Raw genomic sequence first — 19,763 nt, forward strand, 5'->3', positions numbered from 1 at the left:
TCTATCACCTATATATTTAAAATACTTCAACTATTTGAGTTTCAATTAAAAACGTTCACAAATAAGACTAAAAAAATATAAAAGGGAGGGAGGAATATACCTAACAATCTCGAATACTATATATATAACCAATAAGGAGGTTTTAATAATGACATTAAAATACAATCAAATTCTAGTTGCTGTCGATGGTTCTAAAGAAGCAGAATATGCATTTAAAAAATCTGTATCTATTGCAGCACGTAATAACGCAACTTTAAACTTAATCAATATTATCGATACTCGTTCATTTGCTGCAATTGAGGCTTATGATCGTTCGATTGCAGAAAGAGCTCAAACTTTTGCAGAAGATTTGCTAGGTGGATACAAAAAAGAAGCGCTTGCTGCTGGAGTACAAAATGTGAATGTCGTAGTTGATTATGGTTCACCAAAAACAATGATTTCGAAAGACATCGCTAAAAAAGTACAAGCAGATTTAATCATCTGTGGTGCGACTGGTCTAAATGCAATGGAAAGATTCTTAATCGGTAGCGTATCTGAATATATCGTACGTTCCGCTTCTTGCGATGTATTAGTAGTTCGTACAGACGAACCACTAAATGCATAAAATTATACAATGATATAATAGGTTGGTCGTGAATCTTCTCACGACCAACCTATTTTTATTTTAATGCGAGTTTAGTCTACTTCTAGTCTTTATTACAGCTTCGCAATTCTCACGGTATCTCTAGCAATCATAATCTCTTCATTCGTCGGGATAACGATTACTTTTACTGGGGAATGGGGATAGTTGATGAAATTTTCTTTGCCATTTATTTTGTTTAAATCTGGATCCATAAACACTCCCATAAACTGGAGTCCCTTTAGCACTTTTTCACGCACTACTTCACTATTTTCTCCGATTCCTGCTGTGAAAATAATGGCATCAACACCATTCATACGTGCAGCATAGGAGCCAATGTATTTATGAATACGATTGGCGAATACATCTAGTGCCAGCTGTGCACGCTCATTTCCTTTGTCAGCCTCTCCGACAATATCTCGTAAATCACTGGAGAAACCAGAAACACCTAGCATTCCTGATTTCTTATTTAAAATATCTAATACACCTTCCGCACTTTTACCTGTCTTCTCCATCAAGTAAGGGATTAAAGCAGGATCAATATTACCCGATCTTGTTCCCATTGTCACACCTGCAAGTGGTGTAAACCCCATAGAGGTATCGATCGATTTACCATGGTGAATAGCAGCAATACTTGCCCCATTGCCTAGATGACAGGATATAAATCGAGTTGTTTCCAGTGGTCTATTTAATAGCATTGCAGCTCTCTGTGTAACGTACTTGTGCGAAGACCCATGAAAACCATACTTACGAATACCAAATTTTTCATAGTATTCATAAGGAATGGAATATAAATAAGAGCTTTCTGGCATCGTTTGATGAAAAGCAGTATCAAAAACAGCTACAGCTGGGACATTCGGAAGCTCCTGATTAAATACTTTTATTCCAGTAATATTCGCTGGATTATGAAGAGGCGCTAACTCCGATAATTCTTCTAGCGTATCTAACACTTCGGTGGTTATTAACACGGAATCACTATAAACCTCGCCACCATGTACTACCCGATGCCCAATTCCTTGTATATCATCTAATGAATGAATCACATTCTTTTCTACTAACATACTCATCAGTAGTCTAACCGCTTGTTCGTGATTGTCCACATGTTCAATTATATTAATACGTTCCTCATTTGTCGTCATTGTAAAAATAGGATTACCTAGACCAATTCTCTCTATTAACCCTTTAGCAATTACCCGTTCGTCTACCATTTCAAAAACTTGAAATTTTAATGAAGAGCTTCCTGCATTTATAGCTAATATTATTGGCATAAAAAACGCTCCTTCTTTGAACTAGTAATTTAATTGTACCGTTCAAGGAAGGAGCTAGCAACTTACTTCATGTTCTCTTCTTGCCAAATTTCGATCTTTTTGAAAAACAGTTCCATCGCTTCTTTGTTCATCATATTAGGAACCTTCGCTAATAGAACCTCTCTAGGAGCTTTCAAATCACTGCTTTTCTTTTGTAATATTAACAGGCTTTTCTCTTGTCCCTTTGTTTTGAAAATGGAATTTGGAAATTGAATGACCGCTTGAATCCAACCATTTTCCTTGATGAATTCATGAAGCTTCGGTGCCTGTTTCGATTCAAATATAGTATCTGGTACTAAAAAGAATAGATAGCCACCCGATTTTACATGCTTCATTGACTGCTCCATGAATAAATGGTGAGCATAGGGCATTTCCTCCGTACTGTGAAGGAAATAGTCCTGTGAAGTTTCTGCATCAGGATAATATCCTACCGGCAAATCACTTACCACAATATCAACTGGGTCAATTAGTAATGGTTTTAACGCATCTTGTCTAAATAGCTGCACATCATGCTTCAGCAATTCACCCGTTTGTGCTGCCAGCTGAATCAATAAATCATCAATTTCTACACCAAATGCATAGTTTTCTGTCGGTAATGCATTCATAATCGTATACAACAAATTCCCAGTTCCTAGGGCAGGATCTAAAATAGATAGTTCTTTTCTGTCCTTAGTCATTTCTTTGACAAAGTAACTTACTAATAAACCAATCGCATCGGGAGTCATTTGATGATTAACTTGAACCGACTTCTTCATCCCTTTTAATATGGCTAACTGAATAGCTTTACGGATTTCTTCTTTGCCTGCGTCTCTAACAGATGGCACTTTTTTATCATTAAGCCATAGTTCTAACGCATAAACCACACCCTCTAAATAAGTAGAAGATGCTTCGTTCTCTATAAAATTACTTTCCTGATCAATAAACGTAAAAATTTGTTCAACATGTGTGTGCATAGTATAGTATCCCTCATAGTAAAACCCACTCTACTTCAGAGTGGGCTTGCATTATTTTAGTTAATTAGTTTGTTAATGATTTTACTGCTTCTAATGCTTTTTCATAGTTTGGATGATCTGTTCCTTCTCCAACATATTCAGCATAAGTTACAACGTCGTTTTTATCTACTACAAATACAGAACGAGCTAATAAGCGTAATTCTTGCATAAGTACTCCGTATGATTCTCCGAATGATGCATCACGGTGGTCAGATAAAGTTTGAATTGCTTCAGCAGCATTCGCACCACACCAGCGTTTTTGCGCGAAAGGTAAATCCATTGAAACTGTTAAAATTGCTACATCTTCACCTAAACTAGCAGCCTCTGAGTTAAATTTGTTCGTTTGTGTAGAACAAACTCCAGTATCGAGGGAAGGTACTACACTGATTAAACGAATTTTACCAGCTGAATCTTGTAAAGTAACGGGTGATAAATCATTTGCTAGCACTGAAAAGTTAGGTGCCTTTTCTCCAACTACCACTTCTTTACCAACTAATGTTACAGGATTATTTTTGAATGTTACTTCTGCCATAATATGTAGCCTCCTTTTTCAATACCTTCATCTTACTAGAATACGTTCGGCTCATGCAACTCTTTTGCAGTAGGACTTTCATATATTGCTTTTTCTTTTACATCATATACCGATTCATGAACGACTAAAGTATCAGCGATAAAATCATGTACCCCTTGTTTTTTAGGTGTAAAGGCTACAACTAAATAGGGAATACTTAGTGGGATTATAGATATTAGTCGACCAATCCATTCTCTAAATATTACAGTCCCCCATTTTAGATTTCCACCATCTTTGGAAATTACTCGAATGCCAAATATCATTTTTCCAACAGTCTGGTTGCATAATTTCGTCATCAACACAAAGTACGCATAAAAAATTACTGCTGTAATTATCGTAAACGGCGCATACCATTCAGGATTATTTAATTCCAATGAAAACAAACGAAATATAGGTTTGATCAATAACATTCCAACCGATGCTAAAACGAGAATATCTACTATATATGCCCAAAAACGAATCCAAAAGCCTGCAGCCTTCTGTTCAAATTGTGCATTTTGATGAACAATAACTTGTTGAGTTGCAGAGGTGTTCGCTTGCACATGCTGATCTTCTGATTGTACAAATTCACTCATCTTAAACCCTCCTTATTCATTGCCATATAAATACATCATTCTTGGTGAGCTATTTTCCGTGATTAACTTTGCAATTAGTTTGGATTCCATGTCTAAACCTAAGAATGATTGAGCTTTCATGGCAAATATCGAAGCAAAGTTTTGTGAGTAACCATATTCAAATACTTCTGCATTCTCCAGGTCATAGTCTGTTTTTATAGCTAGAACGACATCCTCTAAAAATCCTTGCTCATCTGCTAATCCAGCTTCTATTGCTTGTCGACCATTTAATATTCGTCCGTCAGCAACTTTCTTCACTTCTGCTTCCGTCATATTTCTGCCTTTTTCGATAATATCAACGAAGTCCTCATACGAGTCGTTTAACATTTCTTGAAGCATTGCTCTTTCTTCTTCTGTCATTTCTCTTGTTGGACTCATAATATCTTTGTATGGTCCTGATTTAATTGTTACAAATTCCACGCCATATTTTTCTGCTAACTTACCATAGTTTATACTTTGCATGATGACACCAATGGAACCTGTTATCGTCTCTTTGTTAACAAATATTTTGTCGGCTGGTGCGGATATATAGTAACCACCTGAAGCAGCCATACTACCCATAGAAACATATATTGGTTTTTCAGTTTCTTCTTGAAGTTCAATGATTTCTTTATAAATTTGTGCCGATTCGACAACTCCACCACCTGGTGAATTTACTTGTAAAACAATTGCTTTTACCGTGTCATCTACTTTCGCTTGCTCTAATTGCTGCAGGAAATATTGATGGTTATATCCTTCCGCTGCAAAAAGAGTACTTGCACTACCCGTATCTTGAATGACTCCATCTACTGTAAGTAATGCGATTCTTTCATTCATACTGCCCTCTTCTACAACCGTTTCAAAAAAGTCAGAACCAGTAGCAGATGCAAATTCATCCAAATACGTTGTCCAATCTGTTGTAAATGCTGTAGAGACCGTATTCACAAAAATGGAAATAAGTAATAATAATGATGCTCCTAAAATAGCAAACCAGCGTTTCATATTCATATGTACAATTCCTCCTTTATTACTTCTCTCTACATACGTAAAGAATATCTAAATGTTTCACGAAATGGTAAAATAAATATATACAATAGCAAAGGAGAATGTTTATGACCTCCAAAAACGCAATATATTTATATACTAAGAATGACACAAAATCTTTGCAAAGAAAAGCTAGAATTGCCGAAGCAATACATAGTCATGGTTTTACGATTGTTGAGGATTCCCAGTTCGCTTCGATTATAGTCAGCATTGGTACGGATGGTTCATTTTTACAAGCAGTCCGCAAAACTGGATTTAGACAGGATTGTTTGTATGCGGGTATTTCTACAACAGATAGCCTCAGTATGTACTGTGATTTTTTAGCAGATGATCTAGAAGCTATGGCCGAAGCAGTTCTAACTAAGAACATTCAAGTTCGTAAATATCCATTGCTAGAAGTTTCAGTAAATAATCACCCTAAATTTCTTTGTTTAAATGAATTTACGATTCGCTCGAACATCATTAAAGCATTTGTATTAGATATAATTATTGATCATAAGCATTTTGAGTCCTTTAGAGGCGATGGCATGGTCATTTCCACTCCAACAGGTAGCTCAGGTTATAATAAGTCATTAAACGGTGCAGTGGTTGACCCTCTTCTGCCTTGTATTCAAGTGGCAGAGATTGCTTCTGTTAATAGCAATGAATATAGAACTCTAGGTTCATCCTTTATATTAAGTGGTCAAAGGACACTAGAACTTCGACTGCATAAGGATTGGAATGATTATCCTTCTATGAGCACAGATAACGAAGCACTTAGTATTCAGCATGTCGAAAATGTATCCATTTGTTTAAGTGATAAAGTCATCAAGACGGTTAAAATGAAAAATAATAGTTATTGGGAAAAAGTGAAAAGATCATTTTTATAATTTGAACAAGATAGCTTTGTTATGCAGAGGGTCTATCTTGTTTTTTCACTTGCATTATTTTAGAAATCGTAAACAAAATTAGCGCAAGCCAGATACATGAAAATGATAGAAACTCTATTTTGCTAAATGCCTCATCGTATAATAAAACCCCAACTAGTAGCATTAGCGTAGGTGCTATGTACTGAAAAAATCCTGACATATATAGCGGCATTGTTTTCGTTCCCTTAGCAAATAAAATTAAAGGAACAGCAGTTGCAACACCAGTGAATAGGAGTAGGATGACGGTAGGAGCATCTGAAGTGAAAAATACTGCCTTATCGGTAACTACTAAATAGACAAAATAGACGAGTGCAACAGGTAGAACAAAAAAAGTTTCAATCGTCAATCCTCGAAGTGCATCAATTTTAATACTTTTCTTTATGAGACCATATAACGCAAATGTAATGGCCAGCGTAAACGCTATCCAAGGAATTCCACCGTAAGAAACAGTTAAAATAATTACACCAACTGCTGCAAGTAGAACAGACAACTGTTGCGCTCTTGATAATCTTTCCTTTAAAAATATAATTCCCAATAAAATGGAAAGTAGAGGGTTTATGTAATACCCTAAGCTTGTCTGTACGATAAAACCAGCATTCACTGCAAATATGTATGTAAACCAATTTGCTGATATTAAATAGGAAGCTACAAAAAGCCCCCAAAAAGATTTTTGGTTTGCCCATAAATCCTTTAGATCTATTTTCAGCTGTTTTAAATTTCTTCCTACTATTACTAGCATCAGAGTAAATAAAAATGACCAAATGATCCTACCTGAGAGTATCTCATCACTCGAAACATGCTCTAATAGCTTCCAGTAGATTGGCATAAACCCCCATAAAATATATGCCAGTACTACAAATATGATTCCATTTTTTTCTTCCGTTCCCAATTATGACACCTCTTTCCTTTGTGACTCGAAATATTAGGTTATTATATTGCTTTAAATCACTAAAGTAAATAAGAAAACACGGAGAGGTAATATTCTCTCCGTGTTTTCCGAACAAATTTTAGCTCACCAACTTACTTTTTACCATTTTCTCTTTGTCGTAAATCTAATCTTTTTATTTTCCCAGATGCTGTTTTTGGCAATACGTCAATAAATTCAATTTCTCTTGGATATTTATAAGGAGCAGTTATTTGTTTAACGTGATTTTGGAGTTCTGTTATTAAATCTTCAGAACCTATTATAGATGCATCACGTAGTACAACAAACGCTTTAACAATGCTTCCTCTTTCTGGGTGTGGTGCTCCGACTACAGCGCATTCTTGCACTGCTGGATGTTTCGTTAATGCATCTTCTACTTCAAATGGTCCAATTGTGTAGCCTGAGCTGACTATAATATCATCTCCACGACCTTCAAACCAGAAGTAGCCATCTTCATCTTTTTTTGCCAGGTCACCTGTAATATAATAGTCTCCTCTAAACTGCAAAGACGTTCTCTCGGGATCTTTTAAGTACTCTTTAAATAATGCTGGTGTTTCTATATGTACAGCTATATCTCCAACTTCTCCAGGAGCGCAAATTTCCCCTAAGTCATTAATAATTTCAACTGTATTTCCAGGTGTCGGTTTCCCCATTGATCCAGGTCTTGCCTCCATACCCTTCATCGTTCCAACTAGTAACGTATTTTCAGTTTGACCATAGCCATCTCGCACTTCTAAACCAAATACTTTATCGAATGTTTCAATTACCTCTCTATTTAACGGTTCCCCAGCAGAAACAGCGCTATGTAGAGAGGATAGATTATACTCATTTAACGTATCCACCTTTGCCATCATTCGGTATTCGGTAGGTGTACAACATAGTACATTGACTTGCTTCTCTTCAATATTGGTTAAATAAGTTTTAGCTTCAAAATTCCCGTTATAAACATAACCAGTTGCACCACTACCAAGCGTAGCTAAGAAGGGACTCCAAATCCACTTTTGCCAGCCTGGACTTGCAGTTGCCCAAACTATATCTCCTTCTTGAATTGCTAACCAGTTTGGTCCAGAAGTCCGTAAATGTGCGAAAGCCCAACCATGTGTATGGACAACACCTTTAGGATTTCCAGTTGTACCACTAGTATACGAAAGGAATGCCACGTCGTCATTTAAGGTATCAACTGTTTGAAATTCTTCCGATTCAGCGTTTATTTCTTCCGTCAACGATATCCAATTGTCTTTCTGGTTGCCAATCACAAACAATAGTCGATCATCCAAGTTACGAACTTCTTCAAATTGATCTAAGAATGGTTCATAGGCAATAATTGCTTTTGCATCACTATGTGTCAATCGATATTCAATATCCTTTGCACGAAGCATCTCAGAACTTGGTATAACAACGAGACCAGCCTTTAATGCAGCTATATATATTTCATACGCTTCGATCAAACGGGGTACCATTATTAATAGCACGTCTCCTTTTTGAAGACCTTTACGCATGAATAGATTGGCTATTCTATTAGCTCTTAGGATTAAATTTTTGTATGTACTCTTTTTTTGCTGCCCATCTTCTGATTCCCATATCAACGCTAACCTTTCTTCATCTAACGCAAATTTTTCAAATTCAGTTACGAGGTTATAATGTTCTGGGGCAATTAAATCTTGTTTGTTCATTAGATTTCCTCCTTTTTACTTTCTTATTATAAAGGAAAATCACCACTTTTAGTGAATATAAAATTCGAACTTTCAGACATTATTTTAATATATTATATACTTCCCAAATATAAACAAGAGAAGCTCTTTCCGCTGCATTAACTTCAAAAAAAACCGGCAGCAAAAGCTACCGGTTTTTATCTTCACTTATTTTTGGTATCCGTTCATTTGTTGTTGGGCTTGGGCAACCAATCGCTTCGTAATTTCTCCGCCTACGGATCCGTTGGCACGCGATGATGCTTCACCACCAAGTTGTACTCCAAACTCTTGAGCAATCTCATATTTCATTTGATCAAGTGCTTGTCTTACTCCAGGTACTAGAAGTTGATTTGAGCTATTGTTGTTTGGCATGTTCCTCACCTCCTTGTGAAATTAGATTGTTCAATTTCATCTAATTCATACACAGAGGAGAAAAGGTATTATTTTCTAATTATTAAAGGAGACTTGAAAAATCATTCGACTTTTTCATTGGGAATGAAAGAACTTCTCTACTTTTCACTGCTTCTGTTATTAATTCATCAAAATCCTTAAAGCTCTCGTAGTATTCTACTTTTTCAAGTTTTGGTTTAGTCTTTGGACAGGATGGTGTAAAGATCGTACAGCAATCTTCATAAGGCAAAATAGACGTTTCGTACGTTCCAATTTCCCGGGCAATATCTATAATATCTAACTTATCCATAGAGATTAGTGGTCTGAAAATCGGCGTAGTAGTAACAGCATTAATGGCAGTTAAGCTTTCCAATGTCTGACTTGCAACTTGACCTAAACTTTCACCAGTTACAATTCCTAAAGCTCCTATTTCCTCGCGTACAAGATCGGCAATTTTCATCATTAAGCGTCTTGTCGTAGTCATGGATACATTCTCAGGGATTTGCGCTTGTATACTTTGTTGTATATCTGTAAAAGGTATGACATGAAGTCTTACAGTTGCACCAAAATGACTTAACTGATTGGCAAGATCCATCACTTTTTCCTTCGAGCGTTCACTTGTAAATGGAGGACTATGAAAATGTATTGCATCGAGGCGAACACCACGTTTTAAAAACATATATCCCGCTACTGGGCTGTCAATTCCACCTGATAACATCAATAAGGAACGACCATTTGAACCTAGTGGCATTCCACCTGCTCCAGGAATGACCTGAGCCATCATATACACAGCATCTTTTAATACTTCAATTCGTAAATCTATTTCGGCTTTCTTCATTTGAACTTTTAAAGTAGAGTATTGTTTTAATACATTACTCGCTACAATACTTTGTAACTCATATGTGTCCATTGGGAAAAATTTATCTGAACGTTTGACGGTAACACGAAACGTTTTATCTTGGCTATCTAGGCTGTCCATAATTTTGAGTGCTGTTGCTTGAATATCATCTAAATCCTTTGAACAGGAAGCTACTGGACTAAATGATTGAATACCAAATATTTTAGGCAATCGTTCTATTAACGCATTCATTTCCAAATCATCGGTTGATGTCAAAAACATACGATCTCTTTCTGCTTGAATTTTAATATTAGGCAAATCTACAAAGGAAAACCTTATATTATTTCGTAAATGTGAAATAAATTCCCTTCTATTTTTTCCTTTAGTGGATAATTCACCATAGCGTACTAATATCTTCTCCCATTTCATTCTTTTCTAATCTCCTTTAATTACATTCATTACTTGTTTGAATACAATTTTAAATTGGTCTATTTCTTGTTGGGTATTAATAGGACTAAGACTTATTCGCAATACGCCTTTTATATAATCGTCCGAAATGTGCATAGCCTTTAGCACGTGACTTGTTTTCGTCTGTTTAGAAGAGCAAGCACTACTAGTAGATACAATGACATTCTGTTGCTGTAACGCATTAATCAATACCTCTCCTTTAATTTTTTGCACCGAAAATGAAATTATATGTGGTGCTTTCTTCGATGGAGATATTATTTTAACCAAAGGAAAAGTCTGTAAAAAATCCATTAAATTATCTGACAGGCTTTGTAATTTTGCTATCTTTCCATCCAAATCCTCCAAAGCAAGTCTCATTGCTTTCGCTGTAGACACGGCCAAAGGTACGGATGTAGTACCACTACGAATGCCTGATTCCTGACCACCACCGAATAATATTGGTTCTATTTCGATGAATTTTTTTAAAGCAAGTAATCCCGATCCATTTAACCCGTGTATTTTATGAGAAGAGATTGTTATAGCATCAACATCGAATAGGTTAAAATCAACTGGTATTTTCCCAAAACTTTGAACTGCATCCATATGAATAAGTGCTCTGCTTTGTTCTCTTACAATTTTAGAAAGTTCTTCGATTGGTTGTATTGCCCCAGTTTCATTATTCACATGCATGACACTTACCAATATAGTATCAGCTTGAACAAGTGTTTCTAATGATTCCAACCGAATGATTCCTTCTGTATCAACGGGTATCCACTCAACTTTGAATCCTTGTCCACTTAGTTTATTAGCTGCTTCTATAATGGAAGGATGCTCAATTTCAGAAATTAATACATGCTTCCCTCGATGCTTATATTTTTGAGCTAAACCAAATATCGCTAAGTTATTGGATTCAGTTCCACCTGATGTAAAATATACTTTTTCACTCGAGGTTTTTAGTATGTCTGCAATTTGTTCTCTAGCAGATTGTAACAATTCATTTGTCTGATGTCCAAACGTATGAATGGAAGCTGGATTTGCCCAAAATTTTTCGTTTACAGTGACAAAGGTATTAAGTACCTCTGGATGTACTTTTGTTGTCGCACTATTATCAAGATAAATCATTTACAATAACTCTCCTTTTCGAAAAAAAACCACCGTCACATAGTGAGGTGGTTCACGTTTGTATACAAAATAGGATTTTCAAACATTTACAATTTCATACTGTTTTTAAATCATTTGTTTATGTACGCCAAGCTTCATCTCTCACTAATGCATCAATTTTCTTTAAAGCTCCCGGCTCTACCTCTTCCACTGCTGTCGCTGCATCTTCTAATGCCTTCGAATAACGTAATTGTCTAAAGGCTTCCTCTGCTTCTATTAGTCGTGCATGAACTTGAGGGTGACTTGTGCGGTAGCGATTACCATACTGAATAATTTTTTCTGTGAGTAAAACATTTTCAAGCATTTCTTTTGCTCTATTATGTACTTCCTCCATACACGCCTCTGCCTTTTCTAAATAATTATCTACCAACGACATATTTAAAGGTACTTCTTGAAGGCTTTGCATTGCAACGTAGATATGCTCCTCTGCTTCTTCTAAACGAACATCCATATCCTCTGGAATACCAGGTATATTAGCTTTTTGTAACATACGGTCGGTATCATGTAACATATCTTTCAGTTCGTCTAGTTTTTCACGCGCACTATTTTCGTCAATTCGAAGGTTTTTCAAACGATTGGCAAATCGATCTTGTTCTTCATAAAGTCGATCAATTTCTTCAGCAATTTCATTTAACTCTTCCTGTAGGCTTGAGTAAGCAGATTGTTCCTCCTCTACCCTGCTAGAAAGCAATGCATACTTTTTCTCTAATTCCTCTAGCTCTTTTAAGCAGCTTTGTGGAATTTCCGCCTCTTTTTCAGGTAGACGATAGCTCTGTTGTACATACGCTGCTTCTTCACTAACAGCACGTGTAACAGATGTAACTTCACGTAAACGAGTACCAGTTTGTTCTCTATATTGATCGACATATTTTTTTGCTAGCACTTCTTTTTCCAACAAATCATAGAACATATCTAATTCATCATTTAACTCTTCTACTCTACTAACTGTTTTACCGACATTCAGTTCAATGATTGCTTGTTTTAAGTCAACAAGTTCTAGTTCAATGGAATCTAACTTTTTATTCATTTCAAGATGCTGTAAGTAGTAAGAACTTTCTTCCATCTCTTTTTGTCCATTACGCAATTCATGAATAATAGCTGGAATTTTATGCTGTATTTCGGATAGAACTGTAGGAATATCATGCAGTTTAGGGAAGAACTTTTGCCCCTCATCCTGCACACTTATAACAAGTTCACGAGCTCTCAAATAATTCCCGGTATCTGTTAATCGATTAAATTCCTCAAACTGTGGAATGAAGGATTCTAGCTTTTGCTCAAGTGCCCTCACTGCTTCTCCAAAGGAATGCTGATGTGCAAGAAGTGTTTTTCTAGCAGCACGATGTTGATCCTTTAGTTGCTCCATCTCGATACGGTTTTTTTCTTCACTACCGATTAGCTCTTCGAGTTCAGTTAAAATTCCAGACATTTTTTGATCACAAAGAGATATCAATATTTGAATTTCTTTTTCAATTTTCGTCGCTTTTGGAAAAATAAATCTATCTATACTCTCTTCCGCGTCAAATAACAGAACATCAATTTTAGGCATATGCACGTCCATTACTTCTGTCCATGTATTTCTCCATCTTTCAAACATTTCCTCTGTTTGACCATTCATATTCAGTTGTTTCACTTTTGTCATTTCTTCTAAAATTGGCTTGTTTTGAATTTGATGTTTTTCATGTTCTAATCTCTCTATTTCAGCGTTATGTTTTCGTCGTATGATAAATGCAAAAATCGCAATTACTAAAAGTATAATGACTGCTGGGATGATATACTTCATCGTAAGCCCCCTGTTCCAAATTCAAAAAGTTCTATTTACAATTCTACTCTATATCTTACCATGCTTTTATGTTATTGTTTCATAAAATAAGAGAAAAGCAATTAAATCTTTCAAAAAATTATATTTCTATAATTAGGAGGCTGTTTTCTATTGAAAAAGGATGGTCATATCCACACACCCTATTGTCCACATGGGACAGAAGATTCTCTTCATTTGTATATTGAAAAAGCGATTCAAAATAGCTTCGAGGCAATTACCTTTACAGAGCATGCACCCCTACCTATAGGGTTTATAGACCCCACACCTGATATGGACAGTGGGATGAGCATGAACCAATTGGAATCTTATATTTCCGAGCTACAAAAGTTGAAAAATGAATATAACAAAGATATTGTTATATCTACAGGATTAGAAATTGATTTTATATCTGGGTTTGAACAAAATACTACTACTTTCCTCAATACATATGGAAAATATTTAGATGACTCTATTTTATCTGTTCACTTCTTAAAACACGAAAATGATTATACGTGCATTGACTTCTCTAAATCTACATTTTTAGCATTCATCGAGCGACTTGGAGATCCAATGTCTGTGTATAAATTGTATTATAAAACGCTGCTAGATTCAATAATGAGTAATCTTGGAGATTTTAAACCAAAGAGAATTGGTCATATAACGTTAGTGCACAAATTCCAGCACACCTTTGCGGAGGTAGTTCAAGACCATAAGGAAATAATAGTTATTCTGAATGAAATCAAACACCAGCAGCTTGAGCTAGATGTAAATAGTGCTGGATTAGCTAAGCCTTATTGTTTAGAAATTTACCCTCCACCTGCTTATATAAAGTTAGCGAAGGATCTGGGGATTCCACTTGTATTTGGATCGGATGCACATCAAGCAAAGGATTTACATCAGTTTTACTATGAAATAAGTAACTTACTATAGAATGGAGACCATAAATATGTTCACAAGACCCGCTTACTCAGAAGACTTAACAGCTAACTACATGATGCTTTCAAAACAACTAGACGCTCTTCTAACTGGAGAAACAAATGCAATTGCAAATTTAAGTAATGCTTCCGCCTTATTAAATCAATTTTTCGATCAGATTAATTGGGTTGGGTTTTACGTAATGGAGGATGGAGAGCTAGTATTAGGGCCATTTCAAGGTTTACCTGCCTGTGTAAGAATCCCACTAAGTAGAGGTGTGTGCGGAGCGGCTGCTACAAAACAAGAAACAGTTATTGTCCCAGATGTACACGCTTATCCAGGGCATATCGCATGTGATGCAGCGTCACAATCTGAAATTGTAGTACCTATCGTTAAAGACGGTGTACTTTTAGGCGTTCTAGATATTGACAGTCCCATCAAGAATCGATTCAACGAGCAGGATGCAGAAGGTCTGGAACAATTTATACAAGTATTGATCAAGCATATATAATTAGTTTAGAATATTTGATTATAAGAAAAACCGGGAAAAAAATGCCCGACCCTTTAGGATCTAAACCTGTTTCTACTATTTTCAAAGGGCTTTGGACAGACTTATTGCTATATAATTACCGTTTGATTGTTTAAAGATGCTGGTCGTGACTGAAGTCACGACCAGCATCTTTTTCTCTCGGTAATCTTATGGCTATTAACTGCCCGTCGCCCTTCTACAACTTTTAGAAACGGGTTAGTTCATTTTTGGGGTAACTAGAGAAAAGATACTATCCTAATAATTGAGGATAGATGATGACAGTCTAAGTACGCGACATCTTGTCGCAACGACTGCCTGACCCGCATCGTGCGGGCCTGAAGATGCAATTTCGTTCGCTATTTCGCTTCTTTATTGGGTAGACACTTACTATTTTTCTTTTTTTCCACTAGTAAAAAAGGAAATCTACTATCTCCATCCTTCATTACACAATTTCATTCCCAAATTCAACAGACGGTTTTATCCCTACATTAACTCGGACTACTCTTCTAATATAAGCGAGAGTCTATGCAATATCTCCTAGTTGAGTACTACTCACTTAATTGATTGAAGTGCAGGGTGGCGACTCCTGTGGGAACAGCACGAGCTGAAAGCCCCGCAGGAACGTAGTGACGAGGAGATTGAAGCCGTGCCCACGGAAAGCGTCCACCTGAAACGGAAATCAGTAGTATTAATCATTCTTAAAAGTCCTGTAAAACTGGTGTTCATGCTGTATTTTTATATACTTTCCTATCTTTTAAAAAGGACCCCTTTTAGGTCCTTTTTATTTGTTCTTTAATTATCACATTACGCAACAGTTAGTTCAAAGAACATCAAAGAATAATGGAATTAGAAGTATACCAAATACAATCCAAATACTAAGTGTATTATCAATCCGTCTTTCCCAAAAGTTAAAATGCCCTTCAAATTTTCTGGAAAAATAACTAAGAGTATAGAAAACTATTCCAAAGATCAAAAATTTAAGCCATATATTTTCTTTTATCATAGGTTCAATAAAGTAAAAATAAATACCGAACCCAAATAAAGCCATTAATAATTGGATCAAGCTAAATATTCTCATTTACTTCCTCCCCGTTAATACAAAATAGGTTCCTACTTTTGATTTGAATGTAATTTTGTAAATATAGAAGACGAGAGAGAAACCCTATACTTTCCTTCGAGTTATTTTTATACCTTTTCTGTTAGTTTAAATCTTTGTTTATTACCTATGTATGCGAAAAATTTTCGTCTCAGCTTAATCTAGAAATACCGCCTTTTTGATCAACGTGAATATGTAGTACAATTCCAATGTTTTGAACCAACTTTTCTCTTTCCTGTCCAACCACTTTTCTTTAATTGCTTGGCGATTAACATATTAAAAAAGCCATGACCGACTAAAACTATAGATTTATATTCATTGGCATAATCAATTAGTTGTTGTGCAGCTTTTTCTGCCCTCAATTTCGCCCCACTTAATGACTCACAATTGTTAGAATAGCCACTAAACCATAGTAGTCTTAAAATTATTGCCCACGTATTTGGCTTTAATTTCATTTTAAATAAGATTGTTGGATTAACAGGTAACTCTGTTTCTCGAAATATAGGGTCCGAAATTATTTTTGATTTGGGATTTAATAACCTTGCTGACACAACAGATCTGTTTAAATCACTTGTAACTACAACCTTTGCAGTTGCTACTTTTTCTAGTGTCATTACAGGGTACTTAGATTCTTCAAATACTCCGTTAAAGTCATATTTTTGAACCCACTTTTTAAACTCTTCTGAAGGTATTTTATCATTTTCTGTCAATTGTGATTTCCCGTGTCTGATCAATGAAATCTCCATAATAAACTCCTTACTTAACACTGATTTCTAAATCAATAACTTATCTATCTCTATAAGGTAGTTAAAATCCTTCAAACTAAACGGTAATAAAAAATCATAATAAATTGAATCTAATGTCTTTACTTGGATAAACATCAGCAAACCAACGCAACACGCTATTGTGATGGTTAATAATCTGCTCTGCAGTAAGTTCCTCAGAATCCCACGTACTATGTGTATCTGAAACTAAGGTCACCTTATATCCCATACTAAAAGCTCTTCTACATGTTGTGTCAACACATAGTTCTGTTTGAATGCCGGCGATAATCAAATGTTCTATTCCTAGTTTTTTCAGTTCCTCATGTAAAGAGGTATTAAAAAACGAATCTGGGGTTGTTTTCTGAATGATAATATCTTCCATATTTGGAGAAATGAAAGAATGTATTGCCCATGGATTTGTTCCATGCTCGAATCGTTTCCCCATCGGCTCATTATGCTGTACGTAGAAAACCGGTATTTCCATAGATCGTGCGCGGGTTAGTAAATCATTTAAATTTTGTAAAACCCTATCCCCTTTGAACACTTCTTCACCTTCTAGGAACATTCCATTTTGAACGTCAATTACTAATAGTGCTTCCTTTGTCAAAGTTCTCTCCCCCTTTAATAATGGTAGTTTTGTATATTATGATTATCTCAAGTTTTTTTACAATTTCATATAAAACAAGAGTTTCCATTGATTTTGATAGCTAGTTTATTAATATAAAATACTATAATTGAAACTCTCGTTTTATTATTTTGGCGACATCTTCGGCACTCAAATATGTATTATCTATTCTTATGTAATTTTCTTTTTCAAGTTCATCCTTATAAGAATTCAATCTACTATTTTCAATAGTACCAAGTAAATGTTGTTCTGATTGTTCGATGTTTCGTTTAGTCGGTTTATGTTCAAGTCTATGTGGTGTTTTATTTCGTTTTAACCTTTCTTCTACGTTAGCTTCTAATTCTACCAAATAGATATCTGCCCCTTGAGAAGCTACAGTTTGACACATATTTTCTATATCATCCCAATCTTCTTGTTGATCAAAATACCATACCTTTGTAAAAATCATCCCGTAATTATCACTTTTAGAAAACGAATTAAATATTTCATTCCGAAAGAGATGTGTTAATCTCCACATTTCTGGACTAAATCCGAATAGTGGCTCCAGTAAATCAATAGTCATGTGGTTATGAAACAGTTTTAATCCTGTCATCTTTGCTAATTCCTGTCCGACAGTCATTTTACCAACTGCTTGTGGTCCAAATATAAAAACAAATTTTTTCATAGTACACTCCTAGTTTTTCTTAATGTGACTCTTCACCTGCACTAGCAAAATCAATAATATGTTAATTCAGTAAGCACTTTTCAAGTATAATTTTATGTAATCCTTTTTCATCAGTATATGTATCAATGACATCAAAGCCATTTTTAATATTCAAAACTAACATACTACGCCATCTGTTCATTGTTTTTGTTTGAACGACACTAAAGCCTTCTTTTTTTAAATATTGATGCTGCTTTTCCATTAATGTAGACCCAACACCAAATTCCCGAAAATTAGTATCCACCCCGCCTAACCAACTATAAAATTTATCATTGGCTAAAGCATATCCAATCTTGTATCCAATAACTTTTGCACCATTCATAGCGGTAATAACTAATAATCCAGGTTTATTTGTCATTTTGTAACTTAAATCATTAGAAGCACCAAAAATTTCTTTATGTAATTCTATGATGCTTTCTAATAAAAGAGCATCAGGTAATGAATTAAAAATAAGGTAATCAATCTGCAATTATATCCCCCCTTCATTCCATTTACTAAACAGTACGCTAGAATATTCAAAAAGTTCCACAATTCTATTATTTACTTGAAAAAGCTCAACTAAAAAGTGGAAGGAGACTTCTCCTTCCACTTTTTACATATTAGATAAGGCTTGCTGTAAATCTTCTAAAATATCACTAGAGTTCTCTAGCCCAACGGAAAGTCTTAGTAAGCCACCCGTTATCCCCATCTCTAACCTTTCTTTTTCTGGTACAGAAGAATGAGTCATCGTTGACGGATGTTGGATCAGTGTTTCAGCATCTCCTAAACTAACCGCAATTTTTATCAACTTTAGTTCATTCATTAGCTTTTGCGCCTGTTTCACTCCTCCTTTTATCGTGAATGAAATAAGACCCCCACCAGCTTTCATTTGTTTCTTCGCCACATGATATCTCGGATTATCTACATCAAATGGATAATAAATATTTTCAATGGATGGATGTGCCTTTAAAAAGTCGAATACTTTACTAGCATTTTCCGAATGTCTATCCATACGTATGTGCAGCGTCTTTAACCCCCGTATTAATAGCCAAGCATCGAAAGGTGAAATAATACCCCCATAGTCCTTTTGAACAGAACCGCGTATTTTCTCCATTTCCACTTTGTCTGTACCTACTAGGATTCCCGCAATCACATCCCCGTGTCCATTAATATATTTCGTTGCACTGTGAAGAACGAAATCTGCTCCTAGTTCAATCGGATTTTGTAAGTAAGGTGAGGAGAATGTATTGTCTACAACTACCGGAATACCATGCTTCTTCGCAACTTTTGTTATAAGTTCAATATCTACAATTTCCATTGTAGGATTGATAGGTGTTTCTATATAAATACAAGTAGTATTTGGTTTAATCGCATTTTCTACCTCTTCTTCTGTCTTTAAAGCTCTTAAGTCATGCGAAATATTGTACTTATCCTTCAATATGTTTAGCAGTCCGAACGTACAACCATAGATTCCTCTTGTACAAAGAATATGATCACCCGCTTTAGTAAGGTGAACTAAAATAGTACTTACCGCAGCCATACCAGATCCAAATGCAAGTGCACCCTCCCCCAACTCCATTGCAGCCATTCGATCCTCCAATACTTGGACGGTAGGGTTCCCTAAACGAGAATAAATTCCACCTGGCTCTTCCCCAGCAAATCTTCTTTCTCCCTGTTCTGCGGTCTCAAATGCGAATGTAGATGTCTGATAAAGTGGAACAGAAAGGCTATCATGGTGCTCTCCGGTTGTATATCCTCTATGGATATACATGGTCTCTTTAGAAAAACTTGAATTACTCAAAAAAAACACCCCCTTTTTTGTAAACGCTTACATACAGTGTACATGGAATTTTTCAAAAAGAAAAGAC

At 35.6% G+C, this 19,763-nt stretch carries 21 protein-coding genes; 4 read left to right on the forward strand and 17 right to left on the reverse strand.

The genetic code is table 11. The annotated features are described in order from the left end of the window. Positions 1-148: 148 nt before the first annotated feature. Positions 149-604, forward strand: a complete 456-nt coding sequence (locus LDK52_RS08490) for a universal stress protein (RefSeq protein WP_277585521.1) — start codon at positions 149-151, stop codon at positions 602-604. A 92-nt stretch (positions 605-696) separates the two neighbouring features. Here LDK52_RS08490 and LDK52_RS08495 read toward each other — a convergent pair whose 3' ends face one another. The 5 genes from LDK52_RS08495 to sppA all read right to left on the reverse strand — a co-directional run bounded on the left by LDK52_RS08495 (position 697) and on the right by sppA (position 5,090). Further along, a complete protein-coding gene (locus LDK52_RS08495; protein WP_277585522.1) occupies positions 697-1,887 on the reverse strand; it encodes an acetate/propionate family kinase in 1,191 nt (396 codons plus the stop codon). Positions 1,888-1,949: 62 nt separating this feature from the next. After that, positions 1,950-2,879, reverse strand: coding sequence for a class I SAM-dependent methyltransferase (locus LDK52_RS08500; RefSeq protein WP_277585523.1), 930 nt, complete (start codon positions 2,877-2,879; stop codon positions 1,950-1,952). A 64-nt stretch (positions 2,880-2,943) separates the two neighbouring features. Further along, positions 2,944-3,450, reverse strand: a complete 507-nt coding sequence (gene tpx, locus LDK52_RS08505; protein WP_277585524.1) for a thiol peroxidase — start codon at positions 3,448-3,450, stop codon at positions 2,944-2,946. A 35-nt stretch (positions 3,451-3,485) separates the two neighbouring features. Beyond that, positions 3,486-4,064, reverse strand: coding sequence for an RDD family protein (locus LDK52_RS08510; protein ID WP_277585525.1), 579 nt, complete (start codon positions 4,062-4,064; stop codon positions 3,486-3,488). Between the two features lie 12 nt (positions 4,065-4,076). Beyond that, positions 4,077-5,090 (reverse strand): signal peptide peptidase SppA, encoded by a 1,014-nt coding sequence (sppA, locus tag LDK52_RS08515; protein WP_277585526.1) that lies wholly within the window; start codon positions 5,088-5,090, stop codon positions 4,077-4,079. Between the two features lie 104 nt (positions 5,091-5,194). Between sppA and LDK52_RS08520 the strand changes: the two genes are divergently transcribed. Next, positions 5,195-5,995 carry an NAD kinase gene (locus tag LDK52_RS08520; protein ID WP_277585527.1) on the forward strand — a complete coding sequence of 267 codons (801 nt, stop codon included), beginning with the start codon at positions 5,195-5,197 and terminating at the stop codon, positions 5,993-5,995. Positions 5,996-6,014: 19 nt separating this feature from the next. On the opposite strand, the gene rarD is transcribed toward LDK52_RS08520, so the two are convergent. The 6 genes from rarD to ezrA all read right to left on the reverse strand — a co-directional run bounded on the left by rarD (position 6,015) and on the right by ezrA (position 13,266). Further along, the gene (gene rarD / locus LDK52_RS08525; RefSeq protein WP_277585528.1) at positions 6,015-6,923 is read right to left on the reverse strand and encodes an EamA family transporter RarD; all 909 of its coding nucleotides are present in this window, start codon (positions 6,921-6,923) and stop codon (positions 6,015-6,017) included. 131 nt (positions 6,924-7,054) lie between these two features. Further along, positions 7,055-8,632 (reverse strand): acyl-CoA synthetase MbcS, encoded by a 1,578-nt coding sequence (gene mbcS / locus LDK52_RS08530; RefSeq protein ID WP_277585529.1) that lies wholly within the window; start codon positions 8,630-8,632, stop codon positions 7,055-7,057. Positions 8,633-8,818: 186 nt separating this feature from the next. Further along, complete coding sequence (locus LDK52_RS08535; RefSeq protein WP_093060380.1) at positions 8,819-9,022, reverse strand: alpha/beta-type small acid-soluble spore protein; 204 nt, start codon at positions 9,020-9,022, stop codon at positions 8,819-8,821. 82 nt (positions 9,023-9,104) lie between these two features. Beyond that, positions 9,105-10,307, reverse strand: coding sequence for a tRNA uracil 4-sulfurtransferase ThiI (gene thiI, locus LDK52_RS08540; RefSeq protein ID WP_277585530.1), 1,203 nt, complete (start codon positions 10,305-10,307; stop codon positions 9,105-9,107). 6 nt (positions 10,308-10,313) lie between these two features. Then, positions 10,314-11,447, reverse strand: a complete 1,134-nt coding sequence (locus LDK52_RS08545) for a cysteine desulfurase family protein (protein ID WP_277585531.1) — start codon at positions 11,445-11,447, stop codon at positions 10,314-10,316. 118 nt (positions 11,448-11,565) lie between these two features. Further along, complete coding sequence (ezrA, locus tag LDK52_RS08550; RefSeq protein ID WP_277585532.1) at positions 11,566-13,266, reverse strand: septation ring formation regulator EzrA; 1,701 nt, start codon at positions 13,264-13,266, stop codon at positions 11,566-11,568. A 150-nt stretch (positions 13,267-13,416) separates the two neighbouring features. On the opposite strand from ezrA, the gene hisJ reads away from it, so the two are divergent. After that, a complete protein-coding gene (gene hisJ, locus LDK52_RS08555) occupies positions 13,417-14,214 on the forward strand; it encodes a histidinol-phosphatase HisJ (protein WP_277585533.1) in 798 nt (265 codons plus the stop codon). A 16-nt stretch (positions 14,215-14,230) separates the two neighbouring features. Beyond that, positions 14,231-14,710: a GAF domain-containing protein gene (locus LDK52_RS08560; RefSeq protein WP_277585534.1), complete on the forward strand. Its 480-nt coding sequence runs from the start codon at positions 14,231-14,233 to the stop codon at positions 14,708-14,710. An 838-nt stretch (positions 14,711-15,548) separates the two neighbouring features. On the opposite strand, the gene LDK52_RS08565 is transcribed toward LDK52_RS08560, so the two are convergent. The 6 genes from LDK52_RS08565 to megL all read right to left on the reverse strand — a co-directional run bounded on the left by LDK52_RS08565 (position 15,549) and on the right by megL (position 19,696). Then, positions 15,549-15,806, reverse strand: coding sequence for a hypothetical protein (locus tag LDK52_RS08565; protein WP_277585535.1), 258 nt, complete (start codon positions 15,804-15,806; stop codon positions 15,549-15,551). 200 nt (positions 15,807-16,006) lie between these two features. Further along, on the reverse strand, positions 16,007-16,570 hold the full coding sequence (locus LDK52_RS08570; protein ID WP_277585536.1) for a histidine phosphatase family protein: 564 nt from the start codon (positions 16,568-16,570) through the stop codon (positions 16,007-16,009). A 94-nt stretch (positions 16,571-16,664) separates the two neighbouring features. Further along, positions 16,665-17,195 carry a cysteine hydrolase family protein gene (locus tag LDK52_RS08575; RefSeq protein ID WP_277585537.1) on the reverse strand — a complete coding sequence of 177 codons (531 nt, stop codon included), beginning with the start codon at positions 17,193-17,195 and terminating at the stop codon, positions 16,665-16,667. Positions 17,196-17,316: 121 nt separating this feature from the next. Continuing rightward, positions 17,317-17,877, reverse strand: a complete 561-nt coding sequence (locus LDK52_RS08580; RefSeq protein WP_277585538.1) for an AAA family ATPase — start codon at positions 17,875-17,877, stop codon at positions 17,317-17,319. 61 nt (positions 17,878-17,938) lie between these two features. Then, complete coding sequence (locus LDK52_RS08585) at positions 17,939-18,385, reverse strand: GNAT family N-acetyltransferase (RefSeq protein WP_320415354.1); 447 nt, start codon at positions 18,383-18,385, stop codon at positions 17,939-17,941. Positions 18,386-18,508: 123 nt separating this feature from the next. Further along, positions 18,509-19,696, reverse strand: coding sequence for a methionine gamma-lyase (gene megL, locus LDK52_RS08590; RefSeq protein ID WP_407081802.1), 1,188 nt, complete (start codon positions 19,694-19,696; stop codon positions 18,509-18,511). Between the last annotated feature and the right edge of the window lie 67 nt (positions 19,697-19,763).

Origin of the sequence: Psychrobacillus antarcticus, assembly GCF_029533155.1 — a bacterium.
GTDB lineage: Bacteria > Bacillota > Bacilli > Bacillales_A > Planococcaceae > Psychrobacillus > Psychrobacillus antarcticus.

Excerpts from the sequence above, each read along its gene's own strand:
- LDK52_RS08490 (WP_277585521.1), top strand. The coding sequence starts at position 149 with ATGACATTAAAATACAATCAAATTCTAGTTGCTGTCGATGGTTCTAAA.
- LDK52_RS08495 (WP_277585522.1), bottom strand. The coding sequence starts at position 1,887 with ATGCCAATAATATTAGCTATAAATGCAGGAAGCTCTTCATTAAAATTT.
- LDK52_RS08500 (WP_277585523.1), bottom strand. The coding sequence starts at position 2,879 with ATGCACACACATGTTGAACAAATTTTTACGTTTATTGATCAGGAAAGT.
- tpx (WP_277585524.1), bottom strand. The coding sequence starts at position 3,450 with ATGGCAGAAGTAACATTCAAAAATAATCCTGTAACATTAGTTGGTAAA.
- LDK52_RS08510 (WP_277585525.1), bottom strand. The coding sequence starts at position 4,064 with ATGAGTGAATTTGTACAATCAGAAGATCAGCATGTGCAAGCGAACACC.
- sppA (WP_277585526.1), bottom strand. The coding sequence starts at position 5,090 with ATGAATATGAAACGCTGGTTTGCTATTTTAGGAGCATCATTATTATTA.
- LDK52_RS08520 (WP_277585527.1), top strand. The coding sequence starts at position 5,195 with ATGACCTCCAAAAACGCAATATATTTATATACTAAGAATGACACAAAA.
- mbcS (WP_277585529.1), bottom strand. The coding sequence starts at position 8,632 with ATGAACAAACAAGATTTAATTGCCCCAGAACATTATAACCTCGTAACT.
- LDK52_RS08535 (WP_093060380.1), bottom strand. The coding sequence starts at position 9,022 with ATGCCAAACAACAATAGCTCAAATCAACTTCTAGTACCTGGAGTAAGA.
- thiI (WP_277585530.1), bottom strand. The coding sequence starts at position 10,307 with ATGAAATGGGAGAAGATATTAGTACGCTATGGTGAATTATCCACTAAA.
- LDK52_RS08545 (WP_277585531.1), bottom strand. The coding sequence starts at position 11,447 with ATGATTTATCTTGATAATAGTGCGACAACAAAAGTACATCCAGAGGTA.
- ezrA (WP_277585532.1), bottom strand. The coding sequence starts at position 13,266 with ATGAAGTATATCATCCCAGCAGTCATTATACTTTTAGTAATTGCGATT.
- LDK52_RS08560 (WP_277585534.1), top strand. The coding sequence starts at position 14,231 with ATGTTCACAAGACCCGCTTACTCAGAAGACTTAACAGCTAACTACATG.
- LDK52_RS08565 (WP_277585535.1), bottom strand. The coding sequence starts at position 15,806 with ATGAGAATATTTAGCTTGATCCAATTATTAATGGCTTTATTTGGGTTC.
- LDK52_RS08570 (WP_277585536.1), bottom strand. The coding sequence starts at position 16,570 with ATGGAGATTTCATTGATCAGACACGGGAAATCACAATTGACAGAAAAT.
- LDK52_RS08580 (WP_277585538.1), bottom strand. The coding sequence starts at position 17,877 with ATGAAAAAATTTGTTTTTATATTTGGACCACAAGCAGTTGGTAAAATG.